Source organism: Amycolatopsis thermoflava N1165 (genome assembly GCF_000473265.1).
GTDB classification, from domain to species: Bacteria; Actinomycetota; Actinomycetes; order Mycobacteriales; family Pseudonocardiaceae; genus Amycolatopsis_E; species Amycolatopsis_E thermoflava.
In genome coordinates this window covers 6,348,723-6,368,786 of sequence record NZ_KI421511.1, presented here as the reverse complement: position 1 = coordinate 6,368,786, position 20,064 = coordinate 6,348,723, and the positions used below count along the sequence as shown (strand labels likewise).

21 protein-coding genes are annotated in these 20,064 nt (G+C 71.0%); 8 read left to right on the top strand and 13 right to left on the bottom strand.

Annotation, left to right across the window (positions count from 1 at the left end):
- Positions 1–42 precede the first annotated feature (42 nt).
- Both AMYTH_RS0131480 and AMYTH_RS0131475 read right to left on the bottom strand, forming a co-directional pair.
- On the bottom strand, positions 43–768 hold the full coding sequence (locus AMYTH_RS0131480; protein WP_027933582.1) for a hypothetical protein: 726 nt from the start codon (positions 766–768) through the stop codon (positions 43–45).
- Complete coding sequence (locus tag AMYTH_RS0131475; RefSeq protein WP_027933581.1) at positions 765–1,259, bottom strand: phosphoribosyltransferase; 495 nt, start codon at positions 1,257–1,259, stop codon at positions 765–767. Before AMYTH_RS0131475 ends, AMYTH_RS0131480 begins: the two co-directional genes overlap by 4 nt.
- Positions 1,260–1,469: 210 nt before the next feature.
- Here AMYTH_RS0131475 and acs point away from each other — a divergent pair, with 210 nt between their 5' ends.
- Positions 1,470–3,434: an acetate--CoA ligase gene (acs, locus tag AMYTH_RS0131470; RefSeq protein WP_027933580.1), complete on the top strand. Its 1,965-nt coding sequence runs from the start codon at positions 1,470–1,472 to the stop codon at positions 3,432–3,434.
- Between the two features lie 68 nt (positions 3,435–3,502).
- On the opposite strand, the gene AMYTH_RS0131465 is transcribed toward acs, so the two are convergent.
- Together AMYTH_RS0131465 and AMYTH_RS0131460 are read right to left on the bottom strand one after the other, a co-directional pair.
- A complete protein-coding gene (locus tag AMYTH_RS0131465; protein ID WP_228685032.1) occupies positions 3,503–4,279 on the bottom strand; it encodes a choice-of-anchor P family protein in 777 nt (258 codons plus the stop codon).
- 96 nt (positions 4,280–4,375) lie between these two features.
- Positions 4,376–5,206 carry a L,D-transpeptidase gene (locus AMYTH_RS0131460; RefSeq protein WP_027933578.1) on the bottom strand — a complete coding sequence of 277 codons (831 nt, stop codon included), beginning with the start codon at positions 5,204–5,206 and terminating at the stop codon, positions 4,376–4,378.
- A 444-nt stretch (positions 5,207–5,650) separates the two neighbouring features.
- Between AMYTH_RS0131460 and AMYTH_RS0131455 the strand changes: the two genes are divergently transcribed.
- Together AMYTH_RS0131455 and AMYTH_RS0131450 are read left to right on the top strand one after the other, a co-directional pair.
- Positions 5,651–6,085, top strand: a complete 435-nt coding sequence (locus AMYTH_RS0131455) for a DUF6319 family protein (protein ID WP_027933577.1) — start codon at positions 5,651–5,653, stop codon at positions 6,083–6,085.
- A gap of 149 nt (positions 6,086–6,234) precedes the next feature.
- Positions 6,235–6,885 carry a GntR family transcriptional regulator gene (locus AMYTH_RS0131450; RefSeq protein WP_027933576.1) on the top strand — a complete coding sequence of 217 codons (651 nt, stop codon included), beginning with the start codon at positions 6,235–6,237 and terminating at the stop codon, positions 6,883–6,885.
- On the opposite strand, the gene AMYTH_RS0131445 is transcribed toward AMYTH_RS0131450, so the two are convergent.
- Entirely contained in the window at positions 6,867–8,168 is a 1,302-nt protein-coding gene (locus AMYTH_RS0131445; RefSeq protein WP_027933575.1) for an MFS transporter, read from the bottom strand. The two genes, AMYTH_RS0131450 and AMYTH_RS0131445, sit on opposite strands and share 19 nt — an antisense overlap.
- Positions 8,169–8,282: 114 nt before the next feature.
- Here AMYTH_RS0131445 and AMYTH_RS0131440 point away from each other — a divergent pair, with 114 nt between their 5' ends.
- Complete coding sequence (locus AMYTH_RS0131440; RefSeq protein WP_027933574.1) at positions 8,283–8,954, top strand: DUF2848 domain-containing protein; 672 nt, start codon at positions 8,283–8,285, stop codon at positions 8,952–8,954.
- A gap of 371 nt (positions 8,955–9,325) precedes the next feature.
- On the opposite strand, the gene AMYTH_RS0131435 is transcribed toward AMYTH_RS0131440, so the two are convergent.
- Both AMYTH_RS0131435 and AMYTH_RS0131430 read right to left on the bottom strand, forming a co-directional pair.
- The gene (locus tag AMYTH_RS0131435) at positions 9,326–10,483 is read right to left on the bottom strand and encodes an RNA polymerase sigma factor (protein ID WP_209440804.1); all 1,158 of its coding nucleotides are present in this window, start codon (positions 10,481–10,483) and stop codon (positions 9,326–9,328) included.
- On the bottom strand, positions 10,480–10,887 hold the full coding sequence (locus AMYTH_RS0131430; protein ID WP_027933572.1) for a YciI family protein: 408 nt from the start codon (positions 10,885–10,887) through the stop codon (positions 10,480–10,482). Before AMYTH_RS0131430 ends, AMYTH_RS0131435 begins: the two co-directional genes overlap by 4 nt.
- A 170-nt stretch (positions 10,888–11,057) precedes the next feature.
- On the opposite strand from AMYTH_RS0131430, the gene AMYTH_RS0131425 reads away from it, so the two are divergent.
- Positions 11,058–11,786: a VIT1/CCC1 transporter family protein gene (locus tag AMYTH_RS0131425; protein WP_027933571.1), complete on the top strand. Its 729-nt coding sequence runs from the start codon at positions 11,058–11,060 to the stop codon at positions 11,784–11,786.
- Here the strand turns inward: AMYTH_RS0131425 and AMYTH_RS0131420 are convergent.
- Both AMYTH_RS0131420 and AMYTH_RS0131415 read right to left on the bottom strand, forming a co-directional pair.
- Complete coding sequence (locus AMYTH_RS0131420) at positions 11,783–12,364, bottom strand: dihydrofolate reductase family protein (RefSeq protein ID WP_037322816.1); 582 nt, start codon at positions 12,362–12,364, stop codon at positions 11,783–11,785. The two genes, AMYTH_RS0131425 and AMYTH_RS0131420, sit on opposite strands and share 4 nt — an antisense overlap.
- A gap of 69 nt (positions 12,365–12,433) precedes the next feature.
- Positions 12,434–13,891 (bottom strand): peptide MFS transporter, encoded by a 1,458-nt coding sequence (locus AMYTH_RS0131415; RefSeq protein ID WP_027933569.1) that lies wholly within the window; start codon positions 13,889–13,891, stop codon positions 12,434–12,436.
- A gap of 156 nt (positions 13,892–14,047) precedes the next feature.
- On the opposite strand from AMYTH_RS0131415, the gene nhaA reads away from it, so the two are divergent.
- The 3 genes from nhaA to AMYTH_RS0131400 are packed head-to-tail and all read left to right on the top strand — an operon-like array spanning position 14,048 to position 16,715.
- On the top strand, positions 14,048–15,238 hold the full coding sequence (nhaA, locus tag AMYTH_RS0131410) for a Na+/H+ antiporter NhaA (RefSeq protein ID WP_027933568.1): 1,191 nt from the start codon (positions 14,048–14,050) through the stop codon (positions 15,236–15,238).
- A gap of 38 nt (positions 15,239–15,276) precedes the next feature.
- Positions 15,277–15,759, top strand: coding sequence for a phage holin family protein (locus AMYTH_RS0131405; protein WP_027933567.1), 483 nt, complete (start codon positions 15,277–15,279; stop codon positions 15,757–15,759).
- A gap of 17 nt (positions 15,760–15,776) precedes the next feature.
- Positions 15,777–16,715 (top strand): alpha/beta fold hydrolase, encoded by a 939-nt coding sequence (locus AMYTH_RS0131400; protein WP_027933566.1) that lies wholly within the window; start codon positions 15,777–15,779, stop codon positions 16,713–16,715.
- A gap of 43 nt (positions 16,716–16,758) precedes the next feature.
- On the opposite strand, the gene AMYTH_RS0131395 is transcribed toward AMYTH_RS0131400, so the two are convergent.
- The 4 genes from AMYTH_RS0131395 to nth are packed head-to-tail and all read right to left on the bottom strand — an operon-like array spanning position 16,759 to position 19,915.
- Positions 16,759–17,955, bottom strand: coding sequence for a MarP family serine protease (locus tag AMYTH_RS0131395; RefSeq protein ID WP_027933565.1), 1,197 nt, complete (start codon positions 17,953–17,955; stop codon positions 16,759–16,761).
- Positions 17,956–17,964: 9 nt separating this feature from the next.
- The gene (locus AMYTH_RS0131390) at positions 17,965–18,648 is read right to left on the bottom strand and encodes an NUDIX hydrolase (RefSeq protein ID WP_027933564.1); all 684 of its coding nucleotides are present in this window, start codon (positions 18,646–18,648) and stop codon (positions 17,965–17,967) included.
- The gene (locus tag AMYTH_RS0131385) at positions 18,645–19,235 is read right to left on the bottom strand and encodes a TlpA family protein disulfide reductase (protein ID WP_027933563.1); all 591 of its coding nucleotides are present in this window, start codon (positions 19,233–19,235) and stop codon (positions 18,645–18,647) included. The genes AMYTH_RS0131390 and AMYTH_RS0131385 overlap by 4 nt, the downstream gene beginning before the upstream one ends.
- Positions 19,232–19,915 (bottom strand): endonuclease III, encoded by a 684-nt coding sequence (gene nth / locus AMYTH_RS0131380; protein ID WP_027933562.1) that lies wholly within the window; start codon positions 19,913–19,915, stop codon positions 19,232–19,234. Before nth ends, AMYTH_RS0131385 begins: the two co-directional genes overlap by 4 nt.
- Between the last annotated feature and the right edge of the window lie 149 nt (positions 19,916–20,064).

Below are 20,064 nucleotides of genomic sequence, written 5' to 3'. Positions count from 1 at the left end.
TGCGCACCACGCGGCGCCCCTTGACGCGACCGCCGGAGCAGCTCAGCCGGCCGCGTCGGCGATGCTCTTGGCCTCCCGGGCACCCGCTTCCAGCGCTTCACACACGAAGAGGAGCCACGAGCGCACGCCGTCGGGGCTTCCGGTCGCGAAGGCCGCCGCCGCCTCCTGGTACCGGGCGGCCCGGCGGAAGAACGCGACCTCGGGAACGCTCAGGCCCTTCGGGTCGACCCCGGTCGCCGTCATGGTCAGGCGAGCCGCGGCGCGGGCCAGCACACCGTCCGCCGTGCCGAAGGGCCGCAGGCTGAGCAGCTCGCCGTGCACGACGGCGGTCAGCACGGGGCCCGGCACCGACGTCGCGCCCGTGACCAGCTGCGTCAGCAGGTCCAGGCGGGCACCGGCGGCCGGGTCGGGGCGGCCCAGCGCGTCCTGGTCATCGACGAGATCGGCCGCGGCCAGGACGTGCATCCGGGCCAGCGCCTGCCGCGGGGCGCGGCGCCACGTGGGCAGCAGCGACTCGCTCGCCTCGGCGACCCGCAGCGCGCCGGCCAGGATCGGGTCCTTCACCTCGGCGTCGGCCGGGATTTCCGGGTCCGCGCCGTCGAGCGCGGCCGACGCCCGGGCGCCCCGGACGGACGCCTCGGCGGCGGTGGCCGAGCCGCCGCGCAGGTTCACCGGAAGCCGGTGCACGGCGAAGACCGCGTCCTGCGCCTTCTTCGCCGCTTCGGCCACGCCCTCCAGTTCGAGCAGTGGCGCCAGTGGGTCGCTCATGCGTCCAGCACCTGCCCCTCGCGCCGGATCACCGGCGGCTGCTTCGACCAGGCGAAGTTGATCCACCGGTCCGTGCGCCGCCAGACGTACTCGCACTTCACCTCTGACCAGGGCTTTTCGTACACGACCGCGCAGCGCACGTCCGCCACGTGGTCCGCGCAGAAGTCACGCACCAGCTTGAGCGTCGCGCCGGTGTCGGCGACGTCGTCGGCCACCAGGACCTTCGCGCCGGTCAGATCGACGGCGTTCGGCACCGGCGGCAGCATCACCGGCAGTTCGAGGCGCTCGCCGACGCCGGTGTAGAACTCGACGTTCATGACGTGCAGGTTCTTCACGTCGAGCGCGTAGCCGAGCGCGCCGGCGACGAACAACCCGCCGCGGGCGATGGACAGGATCACGTCCGGCTCGTAACCGCTGTCCGCTACCTGCTGGGCGAGCTCCCGGCCGGCCGAACCGAACAACTCCCAGGTGAGCTCTTCCCGCTCAGCCACTCGGACCTCCTTCGACGCGTCCCCGCGAGCATATGAGGGGGCGATCCGGGGCCCCGAACCCAGGCCGAGTGGCCGACGCCACATCCCTCGCGTGCGGTGATCGACGCGGGACGTGCCGTGAGGTGCTGCGCTCTTTCGTCGTGGGGGCTAACGTCGCTACCGTGCATCCGGCGTCAGCCAGTGATGAGTGACTTCAGGAGGCCGTGCACCATGACAGAGCAGTCCCCCGCGCTGGACAACCTGCTCACCGAGAACCGGACGTTCCCGCCGACCGACGAGTTCGCGGCGCAGGCCAACGCGAAGGCCGATTGGTACGACAAGGCCGACGCCGACCGCGAAGCGTTCTGGGCCGAGCAGGCGGAGCGGCTGCACTGGGACACCAAGTGGTCCCAGGTCCTCGACTGGTCGGGCGCGCCCTTCGCGAAGTGGTTCGTCGGCGGCAAGCTGAACGTCGCGTACAACTGCGTCGACCGGCACGTCGAGTCCGGGCACGGTGAGCAGGTCGCCATCCACTGGGTCGGCGAGCCGGGCGACACCCGCGACATCACCTACGCCCAGCTCAAGGACGAGGTGTCCAAGGCCGCGAACGCGCTGGTCTCCCTCGGCGTCACCTCCGGCGACCGGGTCGCCATCCAGCTGCCGATGATCCCCGAGGCGATCGTCGCGATGCTGGCCTGCGCGCGGCTGGGCGCGATGCACAGCGTCGTCTTCGGCGGGTTCTCCCCGGCGGCGCTGCGCTCCCGCGTCGACGACGCCGAGGCCAAGGTCGTGATCACCTCCGACGGCCAGTACCGCCGCGGCAAGGCCGCCCCGATGAAGACCAACGTCGACGAGGCCCTCGAGGGCGCCGCGAGCGTCGAGAAGGTCATCGTCGTACGCCGCACCGGCGAAGAGGTCCCGATGGGCGAGCGGGACGTGTGGTGGCACGAGCTCGTCGACGGCCAGTCCACCGAGCACACGCCGGAGGCGTTCGACTCCGAGCACCCGCTGTTCATCCTCTACACCAGCGGCACCACCGGGAAGCCGAAGGGCATCCTGCACACCTCCGGCGGCTACCTCACCCAGGTCGCCTACACCCACCACGTCGTCTTCGACCACAAGCCCGGCGAGGACGTCTACTGGTGCACGGCCGACATCGGCTGGGTGACCGGCCACTCCTACATCGTCTACGGCCCGCTGGCGAACCGCGCGACCCAGGTGGTCTACGAGGGCACCCCCAACACGCCGCACGAGGGCAGGCACTGGGAGATCATCCAGAACCACAAGGTCTCCATCTACTACACCGCGCCGACGCTGATCCGCACGTTCATGAAGTGGGGCGAGGACATCCCGGCGAAGTACGACCTCTCCAGCCTCCGCGTGCTGGGCAGCGTCGGCGAGCCGATCAACCCCGAGGCGTGGATGTGGTACCGCGAGCACATCGGCGCGGGCAAGGCGCCGGTCGTGGACACCTGGTGGCAGACCGAGACCGGCGCCATCATGATCTCGCCGCTGCCCGGTGTCACCTCGACCAAGCCCGGTTCGGCGCAGCGCCCGCTGCCCGGCATCTCGGCGAAGGTCGTCGACGACACCGCGACCGAGGTCGGCAAGGGCGGCGGCGGTTACCTGGTGCTGGACAAGCCGTGGCCGTCGATGCTGCGCGGCATCTGGGGCGACGACGAGCGCTTCCGCGACACCTACTGGTCGCGGTTCGCCGACCAGGGCTTCTACTTCGCCGGTGACGGCGCGAAGTACGACAACGACGGCGACATCTGGCTGCTCGGCCGGGTCGACGACGTCATGAACGTGTCCGGCCACCGCATCTCCACCACGGAGGTCGAGTCCGCGCTGGTCTCGCACCCGACGGTGGCCGAGGCGGCGGTGGTCGGCGCCTCCGACCCGACCACCGGGCAGGGCATCGTCGCGTTCGTGATCCTGCGCGGCTCCGCGGCCGAGGGCGGGGAAGAGGCGGTGCAGGAGCTGCGCAACCACGTGGCCAAGGAGATCGGCCCGATCGCCAAGCCGCGGCAGATCATGGTCGTGCCCGAGCTGCCGAAGACCCGTTCCGGCAAGATCATGCGCCGCCTGCTGCGCGACGTGGCCGAGAACCGCCAGATCGGCGACGTCACCACGCTGGCCGACTCCAGCGTCATGGAGCTGATCTCCAGCGGCCTGAAGTCCGGCAAGGAGGACTGACGCACGAACAAGGGCCCTGCACCTCGCGGTGCAGGGCCCTTGTCATGGGAACCCGAGGAAGAAGCGGATCAGCCGGTGACGTCCAGGTGGGCCTTCACCGGGGTCGGCTTCGGGGCCTTGCCGTTGGCGTCGGGCTTGTCGCCCGCACCCGAGCCGGCGCCGCCACCGGAGCTGGTCTTCGTCGAGGTCGGCGTGCTCGGCTTCGACGTGCTGGTGCCGGTCGGCTTGGTGGTCGGGGTCTCGCCGCCGCCGTTGTCGTCGTCGCCCGGCGCGCAGGTGACCGACGCGATGTCCAGCGTCTGCAGGTTGTCGATCTTGATGGAGATCGCGGTGACGGTGATGGAGCCGTCGTCCTTCTTGGTCTGCTTGTTCAGCACGACCGAGAGCAGGCCCGGCACGGCGACCGTGGTGTTGGTCGGCGCGGTCACGTCGAGGGTGATGTCACCGAGCTTCGCCTTGGCCAGCGAAGAGGTGCCCTTGCCGCCCTCGCACTCCGCTTCGATGGCGGTCGCGGTCAGCAGCGGCTTGCCCACGCCGAGCCCGACGTTGACGTCGGCGACGCTGGCGCGCGCCTGGCCGGCGCCCGCCGAGGCGTTGAGCAGGTTGACCTGCGCCAGGCCCGGCACGTTCAGCGAGGCCAGCGACTTCTGCTCGAAGCCCTTCTCGTCGGTGACGTACGGGCTGGGGTCGATGCCGAGGAGGCCCTTGGCGGCGATCGCGTAGGCGGAGTTGACGCCGTCCGAGGTGGTCGTGGTCGCACCGGCGGCGGGCGCGAGCAGCACCGAGGTGGCGAGCGCGGTCGCGAGCACGCCGACGCCGCCGGCCACAGCCTTCTTTCTGGACAAGGAATTCCCTTTCGTGAAATGGAAATGCGAAATGAAGCCGGCGGCCCCCCGTAGCGCATTCCGGCCACCGGCGAAGCGGGGAAGAAGCTCAGTTCGTCACGTGATGTTCACGATCGTGCCGAGCGGCAGTTCGACCAGCGCGTCGAGCGCCTCCGCGGGCACCCGGATGCAGCCGTCGCTGTTCGCCTGGCCGACGAAGCTGTTGTTGGGCCAGGTGTGCAAGCCCACCGTGCCCGGACCGCCGCCGAAGGTCTCCAGCGAATCGGAGTGGTAGCTCAGCGGCAGCACGATCGGGCTGTAGGTGTTCTTCGTTTCCTCGATCGAGGCGATGATGTAAGCACGCCCCGCCGGGGTCGGGTGTTCGGCCTTGCCGGTGCCGATCGTCCACTTGCCGATCGACTTGCCGCTCTCCAGGATCTCCAGGCTGAACGCGGCACGGTCCACATTGACCACGTAGTCGTTCTGCGCGGATTCGGCGGCGCCCTCGCTCAGGTGCACCCAGCCGGACGCGGCGTTCGGCCGGGTCGGCAGCAGGACGTGCACCCAGTCGCCCTGCTCCGCGATCACCGGCACCCACGTCGGCGATCCCATTTGGATGGACGGCAGCTTCGCGATCGCTTTGCCGCCAACGGAGTCGTACACGACCATGTCGGCCTTGGGGTGGATCACGCGGCCCGCCGTCGCGCCACCGGAGGGCTGCGGGTCGAGCGGGGCGTTCGCGACCGTGGCGAACGTGGTCGCCTCCGGCAGCTGGGTCAGGTCTTCCTGGCTGACCGCGGCCGGCTTCACGCCGTCCTCGTCGCCACCGGAGCACGCCCCGGTGAGCAGTGCCAGGGTCGAGACTCCGGCCACGGCGAGGAGCCGGACCGGGAGCCGTCCGCGGCGCGCAGAACCCGTCTGCGTGCGCGAGCTGCACGTCATGCGCATTACCACAATCCTTGAGGACCTACATCGGACAAGAATTCACCAAGGCGGTCTCCCCCGAAGACATGCGGCACCGCAGGTGCGCCTTGGGCCTTATTGCTATCAGGACCCCCCTAGGTGATCAAACTCCCGGGTGACGGGGGTCGATTAGGGAGAGCAGGGCAAATGCTGCATTTGCCGAGGTCGCGCGAAAAACGAGATACACCCGATCGGGTACAGATAAGTAACGCCCACTTCGACTTGCCCCCATCGAGCGACATCGCTTCCTCACCCTGGCGGGTGATGGCGGCAGCGTATCGGTCCCTCCGGACGCGACGCCCCGGGGGTACACGGAAGTAGGTCGCGCGGGACAATCGCCGAGCCCACCCCAGCGAGCGGCTATCGAACGCCTGTTCTAGAATTCGGGCCGACGTAGCCGGACCCCACGAGAGGGAGACCGCAGCACCGATGAGCTTGGACACCACGACCACCCCGCAGGAGCAGGACACCCCCGTCACGCCGGCGCCGGTCACGGACGACTCCGCAGCCGCTCCCGCTCCCGCCGCCCCCTCCGCCGAAAGCGAGGAAGCCAAGCCCAAGCGCGGCCGCCCGAAGGCCTCCGCCGCGAAGAAGACCCGCACCGTCGAGCTCACGCTCACCGTCACCGGCACCGCCGACGGTGAGTGGCAGGCTGAGCTCAAGCACGGCTCGAAGTGGGTCGCGCAGGGGCTGAAGATCCCGGCCTCCGCCGTGTCCCGCGCGGCCAAGGAGCTGCACGAGGACCTGTCGACGCCGATCGACGAGGTGATCAACGCCGCCGTCGAGCAGCAGAAGGCCAAGGTCGCCGCGTTGGAGGCCGAGCTGGAGCAGGCCAGGCAGGCCCTCGCCGAGCTCGACGCCTGACTTCGGCCGCCGGAACCGATCGCCCTCGCGCGATCCCGAGACCCGCCGGGGCGGATGTCCATCGATCAGGCATCCGCCCCGGCGTTCTTTTCCCATCCGCCACTTTCCGCGTACCATCTGTATACAACGTGTATGGAGGGGAGCCCCGGATGCCGGCGACGAGCAAGCCCGCCCAGTCCGGGCGGGCGAAGGCCTACGACTACCTGAAGAACACCGTGCTGGCCGACCCCGACGCCGAGGGCGGCTTCATCAGCGAACAGGAGGTCGCCGAGCGCGTCGGCGTCTCCCGCACCCCCGTACGCGAGGCGTTGCTGCAGCTCGCGGCCGAGGAACTGGTGCAGCTCGTGCCCAACCGGGGCGCGTACATCGCGCCGCTGACCGGGCGCGACCTGCGGGACCTCGTCGAACTGCGCGGACTGCTCGAACGGTTCGCGGCCGAACGGGTCATGGCGGACGGGACCGTGCCGTGGCGGGCCATGCAGAAGGTCCTCGAACAGCAGGAGCGATGCGACGACCCGGCGTCGGCCAAGGAGTTCATCGAACTCGACGCGCACTTCCACACGCTGCTCGTCGAGGCCGCGGGCAACTCGATGCTGAGCCGGACCTACACCGCGCTCCGAGCCCGGCAGGTGCGTGCCGGGCTCGTCGCGCTGCGGCGGTCAGGCACCCGGCACGCGGAGGTCATCCACGAGCACCAGGCCATCGTGACCGCACTGGCCAACGGTGAGGTCGAGGCGGCGCTGGCCGCCATCGACGACCACCACGCCCAGACGTTGAAGCATCAGCTGACGACCACCTGAGTCTCGGCGCGGGCCTCCCGCGCGAGCGCGATGCCGACGATGCTGACCACCGCGGTCACCACGACGTACAGCGCGAGCGCGACCCAGCTGTCGAAACCGGCCAGCAGCGAGGTGAACAGCAGCGGCGCGATGGCGCCGCCGATCACGCCGGCGAGCGTGTAGGCCAGCGAGCTGCCGGTGTAGCGCAGGCGCTCGGTGAACTGCTCGGTGATCAGCGCGGCCTGCGGCCCGTACAGCGCGGCGTGGATGACGAGCGCGATCACGATGCCGACCAGCAGCAGGCCGAACGAGCGGCCGGACACCAGCGGGAAGAACACGAACGGCCAGATCGCCGCGGCGATGGTCGCGAAGAGGTAGAGCTTGCGGCGGTTCATGCGGTCCGACAGGGCGCCGAACGCCGGCATCAGGACGAGCTGGCCGGCCGACCCGATCATCACCGCCGTCAGGCCCTGGCTGCGGGACATGCCCAGCTCCTGGGTCATGTAGGTCAGCACGAAGACGGTGAACAGCGCGTACAGCACGTCGGGGCAGACGCGGACGAAGATCGCGGCCAGCAGGGCCCGGCGCTCGTACTTGAAGACCTCGGAGATCGGCGCGCTGGGTCGCTCACCGCTCTCCGCGATGCGCTTGAAGACCGGGGTCTCCTCCAGCTTGAGCCGGATCCACAGGCCGAAGGCGACGAGCACGGCGGACAGCAGGAACGCCACGCGCCAGCCCCACGAGTCGAACTGCTCCTCGGTCAGCAGCAGGGCCAGCAGCGCGAGCACACCGTTGGCGAGCAGGTTGCCGGCAGGTGGGCCGACCTGGGCGGCGGAGGCCCAGAACCCGCGCTTCTTCGGATCGCCGAACTCGCTGGACAGCAGCACCGCGCCGCCCCACTCGCCGCCGATGCCGACGCCCTGTGCGAAGCGCAGCAGGACCAGCAGCACCGCCGCCGTGCCGCCGATCGCGGAGTGGGTCGGCAGGACGCCGATGAGGAAGGTGGCGATGCCGGTGAGCAGCAGCGTGATCACCAGGACTCGCTTGCGGCCGAGCACGTCGCCGAGACGGCCGAAGACGAACCCGCCGAGCGGACGGGAGAGGTAACCGACGGCGTAGGTGGAGAACGCGGCCATCGTGCTGACCAGCGGGTCGCCTGCCGGGAAGAACTGGTGTCCGAACACGGTGGCCGCGGCCACCGAGTAGGCCGCGAAGTCGTACCACTCCAGCGACGTGCCGGACAGGCTGGCCAGGAAGGCACGCCGTAGCGACGCCCTGTCCACGGTCGGCGTTACCGAGGTCATTGCTCACATCCTGATCTATTCGGTGCCACGATGCTGTAATACTCGTTGTATACAACCTGCATGCGCAACCCCTCGCAGGTAAGAACTGGGTTACCCGAAATTACGGAGGACGACATGCCGACGCTGAGCTTCGACCTGCCCGACGGCACGACGGTGACCACTCCGGTGACGACCCTGCTGAACGCCGGGTACGCGGGCCGCGACCAGGCGGACGTCGCCGCGCACGTCGCCGAGCTGGCCGAGCTGGGCGTGCCGGCGCCGAAGGTCACGCCGGCGCTGTACCCGGTCGCCCCGTACCTGGCCGCCCAGACCGACGAGGTGCCCGCCCAGCACGACCGCACGTCCGGCGAGGCGGAGTGGGCGCTGGTGATCACCGCCGAGGGGGTGCTGCTCACCGTCGCGTGCGACCACACCGACCGGGAGCTCGAGGTGCACGGCGTGGCGTGGAGCAAGAACGCGGCGCCGGACGTGCTGGGGCGCAAGGCGTGGCGGCTGGACGACGTGGCGGACCGGCTGGACTCGCTGACGCTGCGCGGCTGGGCCGACGGGCAGCTGATCCAGGACGGCACGCTTGCCGAGCTGCTGACGCCGCAGCACTGGCTCGACGTGCTGCGCGAGCGCGGCCTGTACGAGCCGGGGGTCGTGCTGATCTCCGGGACCATCCCGATGGTGCCGGGGGTGAACCAGTTCGCCGGCGAATGGCGGGTCGAACTGGGCGACCCGGCGACCGGCAACACGATCGAGGCGGCCTACCGCGTCCGACGGCTGCCGGAGGCGATCGGCTGACCCTCGTGGGCTCGCAGCCGAAAACCGCAGTGGGGAGGTCCCTGCGCGGGTGACTGCACGGCGGTCACCGGAGGCCATCGCCCAGCGGCAGCTGCTGTGCCCGCGGAGCGGGCATGCCTGGGAGGGTGGGCGGAGTCCTGCCACCCGCCGGGGGTAGAGGCGCGGGGTTACCCGCGGCCACCACCCGACAGGGGCTACCGCCCCGGCGCAGCGGGCACATCCAGCGAGCGTCGCCGAGCCAGGGCCTCAGCGCAGGCAAGTCCCGGCGCGGGCAGGGGTGCGCCGGGGCGCCTGGGCGGAGGGGCGCTGAGGCGCCTGGTGTTGGGGCGCCGGGCGTTGGGGCACTGAGGCGCCGGGCATTGGGTGTCAGCTCAACCGCGCAGCCTCGTGTTCAGTCGTGCGGCTTGGCGGGTCAGGTGGTCGCGCTCGGCGAGGTTCGTGGCCTTCGCGGCGGCCTCCGCGTACAGCCGGGCGGCGCTCGCCAGGTCACCATCGCGTTCGTGCAGGTACGCCGATACCGCGGCGTACCTCGGCAGTCCTTCGTCCAGCGACGCGAGTTCCGCCAGGCCCGCGCGGGGGCCGTCCGCCTCGCCGACCGCCACCGCGCGGTTCAGGCGCACCACCGGGCTGTCCGTCAACCGCACCAGCTCGTCGTACCACTCGACGATCTGCACCCAGTCGGTCTCCTCCGCGGTGGGCGCGTCGGCGTGCAGGGCGGCGATCGCGGCCTGCGCCTGGAACTCGCCGAGCCGGTCACGGGCCAGCGCCGCCTGCAGGATCTCCACGCCCTCCGCGATCAAGCGGGTGTCCCACCGGCCGCGGTCCTGCTCGGCGAGCGGCACCAGGCTGCCGTCGGGCGCGGTCCGGCTCGCGCGCCGGGCGTGGTGCAGCAGCATCAGGGCGAGCAGCCCGGCCACCTCGGGGTGGTCGATCACCGCCGCGAGCTGGCGAGTCAGCCGGATCGCCTCGGCCGCCAGGTCGACGTCACCGGAGTACCCCTCGTTGAACACCAGGTAGAGCACGCGCAGCACGGTGGCGACGTCGCCGGGCTGGTCGAAGCGCACCCCGGAGACCGTCCGCTTGGCGCGACTGATGCGCTGCGCCATCGTCGCCTCCGGCACCAGGTACGCGGCGGCGATCTGCCGGGTGGTCAGGCCGCCGACCGCGCGCAACGTGAGCGCGACCGCGGAAGACGGGCTCAGCGACGGGTGCGCGCACAGGAAGTACAGCTGGAGCGTGTCGTCCACGCCGACGGCCTGCCCGGGCTCCGGCTCCTCGTCGACGAGGTCCTCACGACGGCGCCGGGCCACGTCCGCCCTGGTCGCGTCGAGGAACTTCCGCCAGGCGACGGTGACCAGCCAGCCCTTCGGATCGCGCGGCGGGTCAGCGGGCCACACACGCAACGCCTCGACCAGCGCCTCCTGCACCGCGTCCTCGGCCGCCGCGAAGTCGGCTCCGCGGCGGACGAGGATCGCGAGCACAGTCGGGGTGAGACCACGGAGCAGGGCCTCGTCCACCGCGAGGCTCATTCCGTGACGGTGGGCGGCTCGGCGAGGAAGGGGCGCAGCTCGAGCCATTCGTGGATCGGCTTCCCGCCCGCGCCGGGCGCGGCCGACAGTTCCCCGGCCAGCTCGACCGCACGCTCGTGGCTGTCCACGTCGATCACCATCCAGCCCGCGATCAGGTCCTTCGTCTCCGGGAACGGGCCATCGGTCACCGGCGGACGACCCTCCCCGTCGTAGCGCACCCACGTCCCCTCCGGCGCCAGCGCCTGACCGTCGACGAACTCACCGGTCTCCTCCAACCGGGCCGCGAAATCCCGCATGTACTGCACGTGCGCGGTGACCTCCTCCGGCGTCCACTGGTCCATCGGCACGTCGTTGACCGCCGCCGGAGCGCCCCGGTAGTGCTTGAGCAGCAGGTACTTGGCCATGATCTTCTCCTCGATGTGGTGCGGCCCATTCTGGCCGCGTTCGCACCGGAGACGGAGCCGATCACGGGTTCTCGACACCGACGCGCGAACTTTTTTACCGGCGGACCGCTGCGGTTTAGGCAAGACTCAGCTAATGCGGGAAACCGGCCCCGGGGTGCTTCAATGACCACGTGACCGAGACGAAGGACGCCGCCGAGGCGCACGCGCACGAACCCCACGGCGAGAGACTGGGCAGCAGGCTGAACTGGCTGCGCGCCGGGGTTCTCGGGGCGAACGACGGGATCGTGTCGGTCGCCGGGCTCGTGGTCGGCGTCGCAGGCGCGACCACCGACCACGGCGCCATTCTGATGGCCGGAATAGCCGGGCTGGTCGCGGGCGCGCTTTCCATGGCGGGCGGGGAATACGTCTCGGTGAGCACCCAGCGGGACACCGAACAGGCCGCGCTCAAGCTGGAGAAACAAGAACTGAAGACGATGCCGGAGGCCGAGGAGCGGGAGCTCGCCGACATCTACGAGGACAAGGGCCTGTCCCGGGAGCTCGCCGAGCAGGTGGCCCGCGAGCTGTCGCGGAAGGACGCGCTCGCCGCCCACGCCGAGGCCGAGCTCGGCATCGATCCCGACGAGCTGACCAACCCGTGGCAGGCCGCGTGGGCGTCGTTCGTGTCGTTCTCCATCGGCGCGCTCATCCCGCTGCTGGCGATCGCGCTGCCGCCCACGTCGTGGCGGGTGTGGACGTGCGCGATCGCCGTCGTCGCGGGCCTCGCGCTGACCGGGTACACCAGCGCCCGGCTCGGCAGCGCCGGGCCGGGCCGGGCGGTGGCGCGCAACGTGGGCGTCGGCGCGCTGACCATGCTGGTCACCTACTACGTCGGCACGCTGTTCGGCATCACCGCCGGCTAGCGCGGTACGCGGTAGCGGATGTGGGTTGCCTCGGGCGTGTCGATCACCTCGAGGATCTCCAGCTCGACCCGCGCGGGCAGTACGTCGAACAGCCTGCGGCCGCCGCCGAACAGCACGGGGATCTGGTGGATCTGCACCTCGTCCAGCACGCCCGCCTCGATCGCCCGCTGCCCGGTGTACGCGCCGATGACGTGCACGCGGCGGTCGCCGGCGGCGGCCTTCGCCCGTGCCATCGCCTCGACGATGCCGTCCACGTAGGTCACCAGCGGGTAACCGGCCACCTCCGGGCCGGGCGGCCGGTGGCTGGGCACGAAGATCGGGATGCCCATGCCCCCGTGGTCGCCACCCCAGTGGTCGACCTGCTCCGCGGTCCGCCGCCCGCTGACGACCGCGCCGGCCGCGCCGATCCGGTCCATCAGCTCGGCACTCGGGCCGGATTGGCGCGGTTGGAAGTCCGGGGTGAACGCCCATTCATGCAGGCGCATGAAGCCGTCGCCGCCGGGGTTTCCCGGTCCGTCGTTCGGGCCCGCTACGTAGCCGTCGAGCGACATCGACATGTCGAGCACTGCTGTGGCCATCTCAGCTCCCTGGTCGTCTCGTTCCGTCCGTTGCTGTGACGTCGAACGACACCGGACGGATTCGACCGGCTAGCGCACGCCCGACATCAGTTTTCGCACGAACGGGCTGATCAGCGCCAGCACCACACCGATCACGACGGCGACCCCGCCGACGATGCCGAAGTACGACGCCTCGTGGTCGGTGCCGTAGTACTCGGCCAGCGAGCCGGACAGCGCGGTGCCCAGCGAGACCGACAGGAAGTTCAACGCGACCATCTGCGTGCGGAACGCGTCCGGCGCCAGCTTCGTCGACAGGGACAGGCCGACCGGCGACAGCATCAGCTCCGCGACGGTGAACACCAGCAGGATCCCGACCAGCGCGAGCAGCGGCGTGCTGTTTCCGGCGCCGCCGGCGAAGAACAGGAAAAGCAGGAACGCCACACCCATCACGGACGTGCCGAGCGCGAACTTGATCGGCGTCGACGGCTGACGCGAGCCCAGCTTGATCCAGAGCGCGGCCATCACGGGCGCGAGCAGCAGGATGAACACCGGGTTGATCGACTGCACCCAGCTCACCGGCATCTCCCAGCCGAACAGGTCGCGGTCCAGCCGCTGGTCCGAGTACACCGCGACCACCGTGAACTGCTGCTGGTAGAGCGCGAAGAACGCGGCGCTGGCGATGAACATCGGGATGAACGACAGCACCCGCCGCCGCTCGATGGCGGTGATCTTGCTGCTGGTCAGGATCACCGCGAAGTAGACGACCGACGCGATGCCGACGATCCACACGACCACGTCGGACAGGTTGGCCGCGGTGACGATCCCGCTCAGCACGGCCGCCACGATGACGGCGACCAGCACCAGCAGCACCCCGCCGACCGCGGGCCGCCGCTGCGCGGGCAGCGGGTTGGGCACCTCGCGGGCGGTGTCGGGCAGGTTGCGCCGGAAGACCGTGTACTGGGTCAGGCCGATCGCCATGCCGATCGCGGCGAGCCCGAACCCGAGGTGGAAGCCGACCTCGCTCTGCGCCAGCCCGGTGAGCAGCGGGCCGACGAACCCGCCCAGGTTGACGCCCATGTAGAAGATCGTGAAGCCGGCGTCGCGCCGCTCATCCTTCTCGCCGTAGAGCGTGCCGACGACCGCGGTGGCGTTGCCCTTCAACCCGCCGCTGCCGATTGCGACGCACACCAGGCCGACGCCGATCCCCAGGAAACCGGGCAGGAACGCGAGGCTGATGTGCCCGATCATGATCAGCACGGCGCTGTAGAACAGCGTGCGCTCGGACCCCAGCAGGCGGTCGGCGACCCAGGCGCCCACGATCGTGGACAGGTACACCAGACCGCCGTAGGCCCCGACGATGCTGGTGGCGGTGGCCTCCGGCATCGCGAGGCCGCCCTCGGCGACCGAGTAGTAGAGGTAGATCGGCAGGATGCCGAGCATCCCGTAGTACGAGAAGCGTTCCCACATCTCGACGCCGAACAGGTTCGCGAGCCCGATCGGGTGCCCGAAGAACCGGGTGTCGCGCTTCGCCTCGGTGGAGGTCGTCACTGCCCCGCCCTTTTAAGGTCTAGACAACGTTGGCGAGTGACATGCTACGACTCCTGTTGGGCATCATGTTACCGGCCCGTAAGGTACGATGGTTAACGGTGCGCCGGGAAGTCTGGTCGGCAAGACTCGGTCCGACCGATCCCGGAGGAGCCTGCAGTGGGCCAGCCGCGCCGCCCCGCCAGCGAATTCGTGCGTTACCTGCGCACCGAAACCACCGGCGGGATGATCCTGCTCGCCGCCACCGCCATAGCCCTGATCTGGGCGAACTCGCCGATCGGCGAGTCCTACCGGGTGGTGCGCGACTTCCACGTCGGCCCGCACCTGCTGCACCTGAACCTGTCGATCGGCGACTGGGCCAAGGACGGCCTGCTCGCGCTGTTCTTCTTCGTCGCCGGGCTCGAGCTCAAGCGCGAGCTGGTCGTCGGCGAGTTGTCGCAGCTCAAGAAGGCCGTGCTGCCGATCATCGCCGCCGTCGGCGGCATGATCGTCCCCGCCGTGGTCGCCCTGCTCGTCGGCGACGGCGCGGAGGGCATGGAGCGCGCGTGGGCGATCCCGACCGCGACCGACATCGCGTTCGCGCTGGGTGTGCTCGCCCTCACCGCGTCGAACCTGCCGAGCAGCGCGCGCGTGTTCCTGCTGTCGCTGGCGGTCGTCGACGACCTGGGCGCGATCATCCTCATCGCCGTGTTGTTCACCACGTCCTTCAACCTGGTCGCCGCGCTGGTCGCGGTCGCCGCGCTCGCGCTGTACGCGTTCCTGCAGCACAAGCGGGTGCGGGCGTGGTGGATCTACGTGCCGCTCGCGGTCGTCGTGTGGGTCGCGGTGCACTCGGCCGGCGTGCACGCCACGATCGCCGGCGTCGCGCTCGGCCTGCTCACCCGCGTGCGGCCGGACCCGGACGAGGAGCACGCGCCCGCGATCCGGCTGGAACACCGGCTGCAGCCGTGGTCGGCGGCGGTCGCCGTGCCGGTGTTCGCGCTGTTCGCCGCCGGTATCGCGGTCAGCGGCGACTCGCTCGGCCGCGTCTTCACCGAGGCCGTGCCGCTCGCGGTGTTCCTCGGGCTGGTGGTCGGGAAGGCGGTCGGGATCTTCGGCGCCTGCTTCGCGGCGGTGAAGCTGCGGCTCGCGGAGAAGCCGCGCGGGGTCGGCTGGCGGGACATCGCGGCGTTGTCGCTGCTCGGCGGCGTCGGGTTCACGGTGTCGCTGCTGATCGCGGACCTCGCGCTGGACGGCGAAACGAGTGACCTGGCCCGCACGGCGGTGCTGCTGGCCTCCGCCGTGTGCTCGCTGACCGGCGCGGCGGTGCTGCTGCGGCGCAACAAGGTACACGCCGCAGCGGAGGACTAACCGCGCCCCGTGCTGGGTCTTCTGGCACGATGACCCCCGTGAGCAGCCAGGAGCACGAACGCAACGGTCGGGATGCCCACGGGGCCGTGCCCTACATCCCACTGAGCCCGGAGGCCGAGTCCACGTCCGACGGCCAGTCGATCGGCAGCCTTGTCAGCCAGGCCACCCAGCACCTGTCCACGCTGGTCAGGGCCGAGGTCGAGCTGGCGAAGTCCGAGGTGATGGGCGAGGTCAAGAAGGGCGCCAAGGGCAGCGTCTTCTTCATCGTCGCCGGGGTGATCGGGCTCTACAGCTCGTTCTTCTTCTTTTTCTTCCTCGGCGAGCTGCTGTCCGAGTGGCTCAAGCGGTGGGCCGCGTTCGGCATCGTGTTCCTGCTGATGCTGCTGGTCGCGGGGCTGTTCGGCCTCCTCGGCTACCGCAAGGTCAAGAAGATCCGGGCGCCGGAGCGCACCATCACCAGCGTCAAGGACACGGCCGCGGCCCTCAAGCCGCGCCGGGACACCGTCCCCGAACACAGCTGAACCGCTCAGGCGCGACCGTGACGCCGCCCGACCCGTCCATCGTCCGGATCGACGGGCCGTGGGCGCACCGCGACGTGTCCGCGAACGGCATCCGGCTGCACGTCGCCGAGGCCGGGCACGGGCCGCTGGTGTTGTTCCTGCACGGCTTCGGGCAGTTCTGGTGGACCTGGCGGCACCAGCTCACCGCCCTCGCCGACGCGGGTTACCACGCGGTCGCGGCCGACCTGCGCGGCTACGGCGATTCGGACAAACCCCCTCGCGGCTACGACGCGTGGACGCTCGCCGGTGACGTCGCAGGCCTGGTCCGCGCGCTCGGCGAACGGCAGGCGCACCTGGTCGGGCACGCGTGGGGCGGGCTGCTGGCCTGGACGGCGGCCGCGCTGCACCCGCGGGTCGTGGCTTCCGTGACCGTGCTGGGCGGCGCGCACCCGATGGCCCTGCGCAGCGCGATCGGCCGTACCGCGTTCCGGCGCAAGGGGTCCAACCAGACGCGGGCCCTGGCACACCTGTTCCGCTTCCAGGTGCCGATGGCGCCCGAGCGGTGGCTCACCGAGGACGACGGCGCGAACCTGGAGGGCCTGCTGCGCGCCTGGTCCGGCCCACGGTGGACGGCGACGCGCGACTTCGACACCAGCGCCGCGATGTTCCGCGAAGCGGTCCGGATCCCTGGTGTCGCGCACAGCGCGCTGGAGTACTACCGGTGGGCGTTCCGGGCCCAGTTCCGCGGCGAAGGACGCCGGTTCGCGAGCGCGGTGGGCACGCGCGTGGCGGCGCCGGTGCTGCAGATCCACGGTGCCGCGGACCCGTGCGTGCTGCCGGAGACCGCCAGGGCGTCCGCCCCGTGGCGCGGCCCGCACTCCGCTCTGGAGGAGCTGCCGGACATCGGTCACTTCCCGCAGCTGGAGGCACCCGCCGAGACCACCAAGGCGCTGCTGGACTTCCTGGCGAAGGCCTGACGCCGGGACCTGCGCGGCCGGGAGCGTGGAACTCGCGGGGCGGTCAGGCGGCGCAGGCTCCGGTGGAGACCCGGGCGCTCAGCGACGGCGCGGACTCGATCACCGGGCGCACCTGGTTGCCGGTCAGCGTGAAGCCGGTGTCGGCGTCCTCGACGGACGCCCCGAACACCACCCCGACGACCTGGCCCTGCGGGTCGACCAGCGGGCCGCCCGAGTTGCCGCTGCGCACCTGCGCCCGCACGGTGTACACGTCGCGGCGCACGGTGCGGGAGTCGTAGATGTCCGGGCCCTGCAATGTGATCTGGTTGCGGATGCGGGCCGGCGTCGCGCGGTACGGGCCGTCCAGCGGGTAGCCGAGGACGATCGCGCTGTCGCCCGCCTTCGCCGCCTCCGGCGCCAGGCGCAGCGGCGTCGCGTCCAGGCGGGGCACCGCGAGCACCGCGACGTCCACCTCGGGGTCGAAGTACACGACCCGCGCGGGCAGCCGCCCTGCCGACGTCTCGACCGCCGTCGTCTCCGTGCCCGCCACCACGTGCGCGTTCGTCATCACCCGCTGCGGCGCGATCACGAACCCGCTGCCCTCCAGCGTGCGCGAGCACGACTCGGCCGTGCCGCGGATCTTCAGCACGCTGCCGCGCAACTGCTGCACCACGGCGCTGTCCTGGAGCGTCGTGTCCGGCGGCGCGGTGTCGTTGATCTGCGTCTTCTGGAACGGGTCCACAATGGACGGGAACCCGGAGACGTCGAGCAGTTTCCGCAGCTCGCTGGGCAGGCCCTCGGCGGCGGGCGGCATCGCCTTGTCGACCGTGCCGAGCACCGTCGAGTTGTTGATCGCCCGTGCCAGCCCGGGCAGCGCCGCGACGCCGGTCAGCGGCACCGCGATCAGCCACGCCACCACGAACACCACGACGGCCTGCACGATCGCGCCCAGCGTCTGGTCGATGCCGGTCAGCTTGTCGGTGTTGAACCGCCGCTTGACCGCGTACTTGAACCGACGGCCCAGCCACACGCCGAGCGTCTCACCGAGCGCGACCAGGAACACCACGGTCGCGACCGCGAAGGCGACCTTGGCGGCCGGGTTCTCGAACAACTCGACGACCCACGGCGCGATGCGGATGCCCAGGATCGCCCCGCCGATCACGCCGACCAGCGCGGGCAACGCGATCACCACGCCCTGGCGCGCGCCGGAGACAGCCGCCACCAGCGCCAGCAGAATGACCAGGACGTCGACCCAGTTCACCGCGTCTCCTCAGTCGGTCGCGAGCAGATGATCGCGCAACGCTACGTCAAGATCCCGAACGTCGCCGCGATCCCACTCACGTGCCCAGCCGCCCAGTTCGAGCAGGACGGTCAGCAGCCCCGCGGTGAACCCCCACACGAACAGGCCGTTCACGGTGAAAGCCGGGCCCTTGTAGGTGGTCCCGGGCCGGCGCACCTGGAACCGGTTCGCCGGATCGGCCAGGTCGGCCAGCGGCACCCTCGCCACGGCCGCCGTCTCCCCCGGGTCGACGGCGTGCACCGGCGACGGCGCGTGCCAATGGGCGAGCACCGGCGTCACGGCGAACTTGGACACCGGGATGAACAGCTCCGGCAGGATCGCGACCGGCCGCACGCCGGCCGGGTCGACGCCGGTCTCCTCCTCGGCCTCACGCAGGGCGGTGGCGACCGCGTCGGCGTCCTCCGGGTCGGCACCGCCGCCCGGGAAAGCCACCTGGCCCGCGTGCGAACCGAGCGTGTCCGCGCGGCGCAGCAGCAGCACGTCCGGCCCCCGCTCGCCGTGGCCGAACAGGATCAGCACGGACGCGGCGCGCGTCAACTCGTCCTCGGGCGGGGTGAAGCGGGTGAACGCGGTCGAGTCGAGCTTCCCGCTGATTTCGACCAGCGGGCGCAACCAGTCCGGCACCGACGCCGGATCGACGAGCGGTCCCTTCACGACAGCCTCCGCACGACCTCGCGCACCTGCTCAGGATCAGTGAACGTGGGTGGGCTCTCGATGAAGCGGACCTCCCCCGCGGCGGTGACCAGGTAGGACGCCGGCAGCGCCGGGCGCACCTTGAGCGCGCTGCGCACCGGGCCGCTCCCGCCGTCGCCGTCGAACACGGTCGGCAGCCGCACCCCGAGATCGGCCAGGAGCTCCAGCCCGTCGTCCGGCTTGCTCTGCACCTGCACCGTGAGGACCCGCACCGCGCCAGGCTCGCTCGCGTACCGCTGGAGCACGGGCAGCTCGGTCCGGCACGGCTCGCACCAGGTGGCCCACACGTTGACCAGCGTCACCTGGCCGGCGAGCGCGCTGCCCAGGTCGACGGTGGTCCCGTCGCCGAGGCATTCGGCGCGCACGCCGGCGAGCTGGGCGACCTCGCCGGCGCCGGACGGGCACGGCGCCAGCGCGGCGGCGGCCCTGGCCGCCGTCAGGTCCGGGCCCACGACCGGGCTGTCCGAGCGGACCTGCGGCAGCACCGCGACGATCACCGCGAGCACCAGCACCCCGGCGACGAGCGCCCACCTGGTCGCCGTCGTCACTGCTTGGTCACCATCGCGAGCAGGTGGTCCCGCTCCGGGCCCTTGACCAGCTTCGCGGCCTCCTCGAACCCGGTCGGGCCCGCGCCGTAGGAGGGGCAGTCGCGGGCCAGCGGGCACGCGCCGCAGGCCGGTTTGCGCGCGTGGCAGACGCGGCGGCCGTGGAAGATCACCCGGTGCGAGAGCATCGTCCACTCCTTGCGGGGGATCAGCTCGCCGACCTCGTGCTCGACCTTGACCGGGTCCTCCTCCGCGGTCCAGCCCCAACGGCGCACCAGGCGGCCGAAGTGGGTGTCCACCGTGATCCCCGGCACGTCGAAGGCGTTGCCGAGCACGACGTTCGCGGTCTTGCGCCCGACGCCGGGCAGCGTGACCAGGTCCGCCAGCTTGCGCGGCACCTCGCCGTCGAACCGCTCGACCAGCGCGGCGCCGAGGCCCATCAGCGAGTTCGTCTTCGCGCGGAAGAAGCCGGTGGGCCGGATCAGCTCCTCCAGCTCGGTGCGGTCCGCGCCCGCGTAGTCGGCGGCCGTGCGGTAGCGCGCGAACAGGGCGGGGGTCACCTCGTTGACCCGCACGTCCGTGGTCTGCGCCGACAGCACGACCGCGATCAGCAACTCCAGCGGTGTGGTGAAGTCGAGTTCGCAGTGCGCGTCCGGATACGCGTCGGTGAGGCAACGAAGCATCCGGCGTGCGCGTCTCACGAGTGCGAGGCGGCTCTCCGTGCCCTTGCGAGGGCTGACATGAGACGCATTCGGCACGCCGCTAGCCTACGGAAGCCGACACGCCGGACCCCTGACACCACCCCCGAACCCGTGATGAGCGAGGATCAGAA

Bases quoted from the DNA above. Each gene is read 5' to 3' on its own strand.
- AMYTH_RS0131480 (WP_027933582.1), bottom strand. From the start codon at position 768: ATGAGCGACCCACTGGCGCCACTGCTCGAACTGGAGGGCGTGGCCGAA.
- acs (WP_027933580.1), top strand. From the start codon at position 1,470: ATGACAGAGCAGTCCCCCGCGCTGGACAACCTGCTCACCGAGAACCGG.
- AMYTH_RS0131460 (WP_027933578.1), bottom strand. From the start codon at position 5,206: ATGCGCATGACGTGCAGCTCGCGCACGCAGACGGGTTCTGCGCGCCGC.
- AMYTH_RS0131455 (WP_027933577.1), top strand. From the start codon at position 5,651: ATGAGCTTGGACACCACGACCACCCCGCAGGAGCAGGACACCCCCGTC.
- AMYTH_RS0131450 (WP_027933576.1), top strand. From the start codon at position 6,235: ATGCCGGCGACGAGCAAGCCCGCCCAGTCCGGGCGGGCGAAGGCCTAC.
- AMYTH_RS0131445 (WP_027933575.1), bottom strand. From the start codon at position 8,168: ATGACCTCGGTAACGCCGACCGTGGACAGGGCGTCGCTACGGCGTGCC.
- AMYTH_RS0131440 (WP_027933574.1), top strand. From the start codon at position 8,283: ATGCCGACGCTGAGCTTCGACCTGCCCGACGGCACGACGGTGACCACT.
- AMYTH_RS0131435 (WP_209440804.1), bottom strand. From the start codon at position 10,483: ATGAGCCTCGCGGTGGACGAGGCCCTGCTCCGTGGTCTCACCCCGACT.
- AMYTH_RS0131430 (WP_027933572.1), bottom strand. From the start codon at position 10,887: ATGGCCAAGTACCTGCTGCTCAAGCACTACCGGGGCGCTCCGGCGGCG.
- AMYTH_RS0131420 (WP_037322816.1), bottom strand. From the start codon at position 12,364: ATGGCCACAGCAGTGCTCGACATGTCGATGTCGCTCGACGGCTACGTA.
- nth (WP_027933562.1), bottom strand. From the start codon at position 19,915: ATGCTTCGTTGCCTCACCGACGCGTATCCGGACGCGCACTGCGAACTC.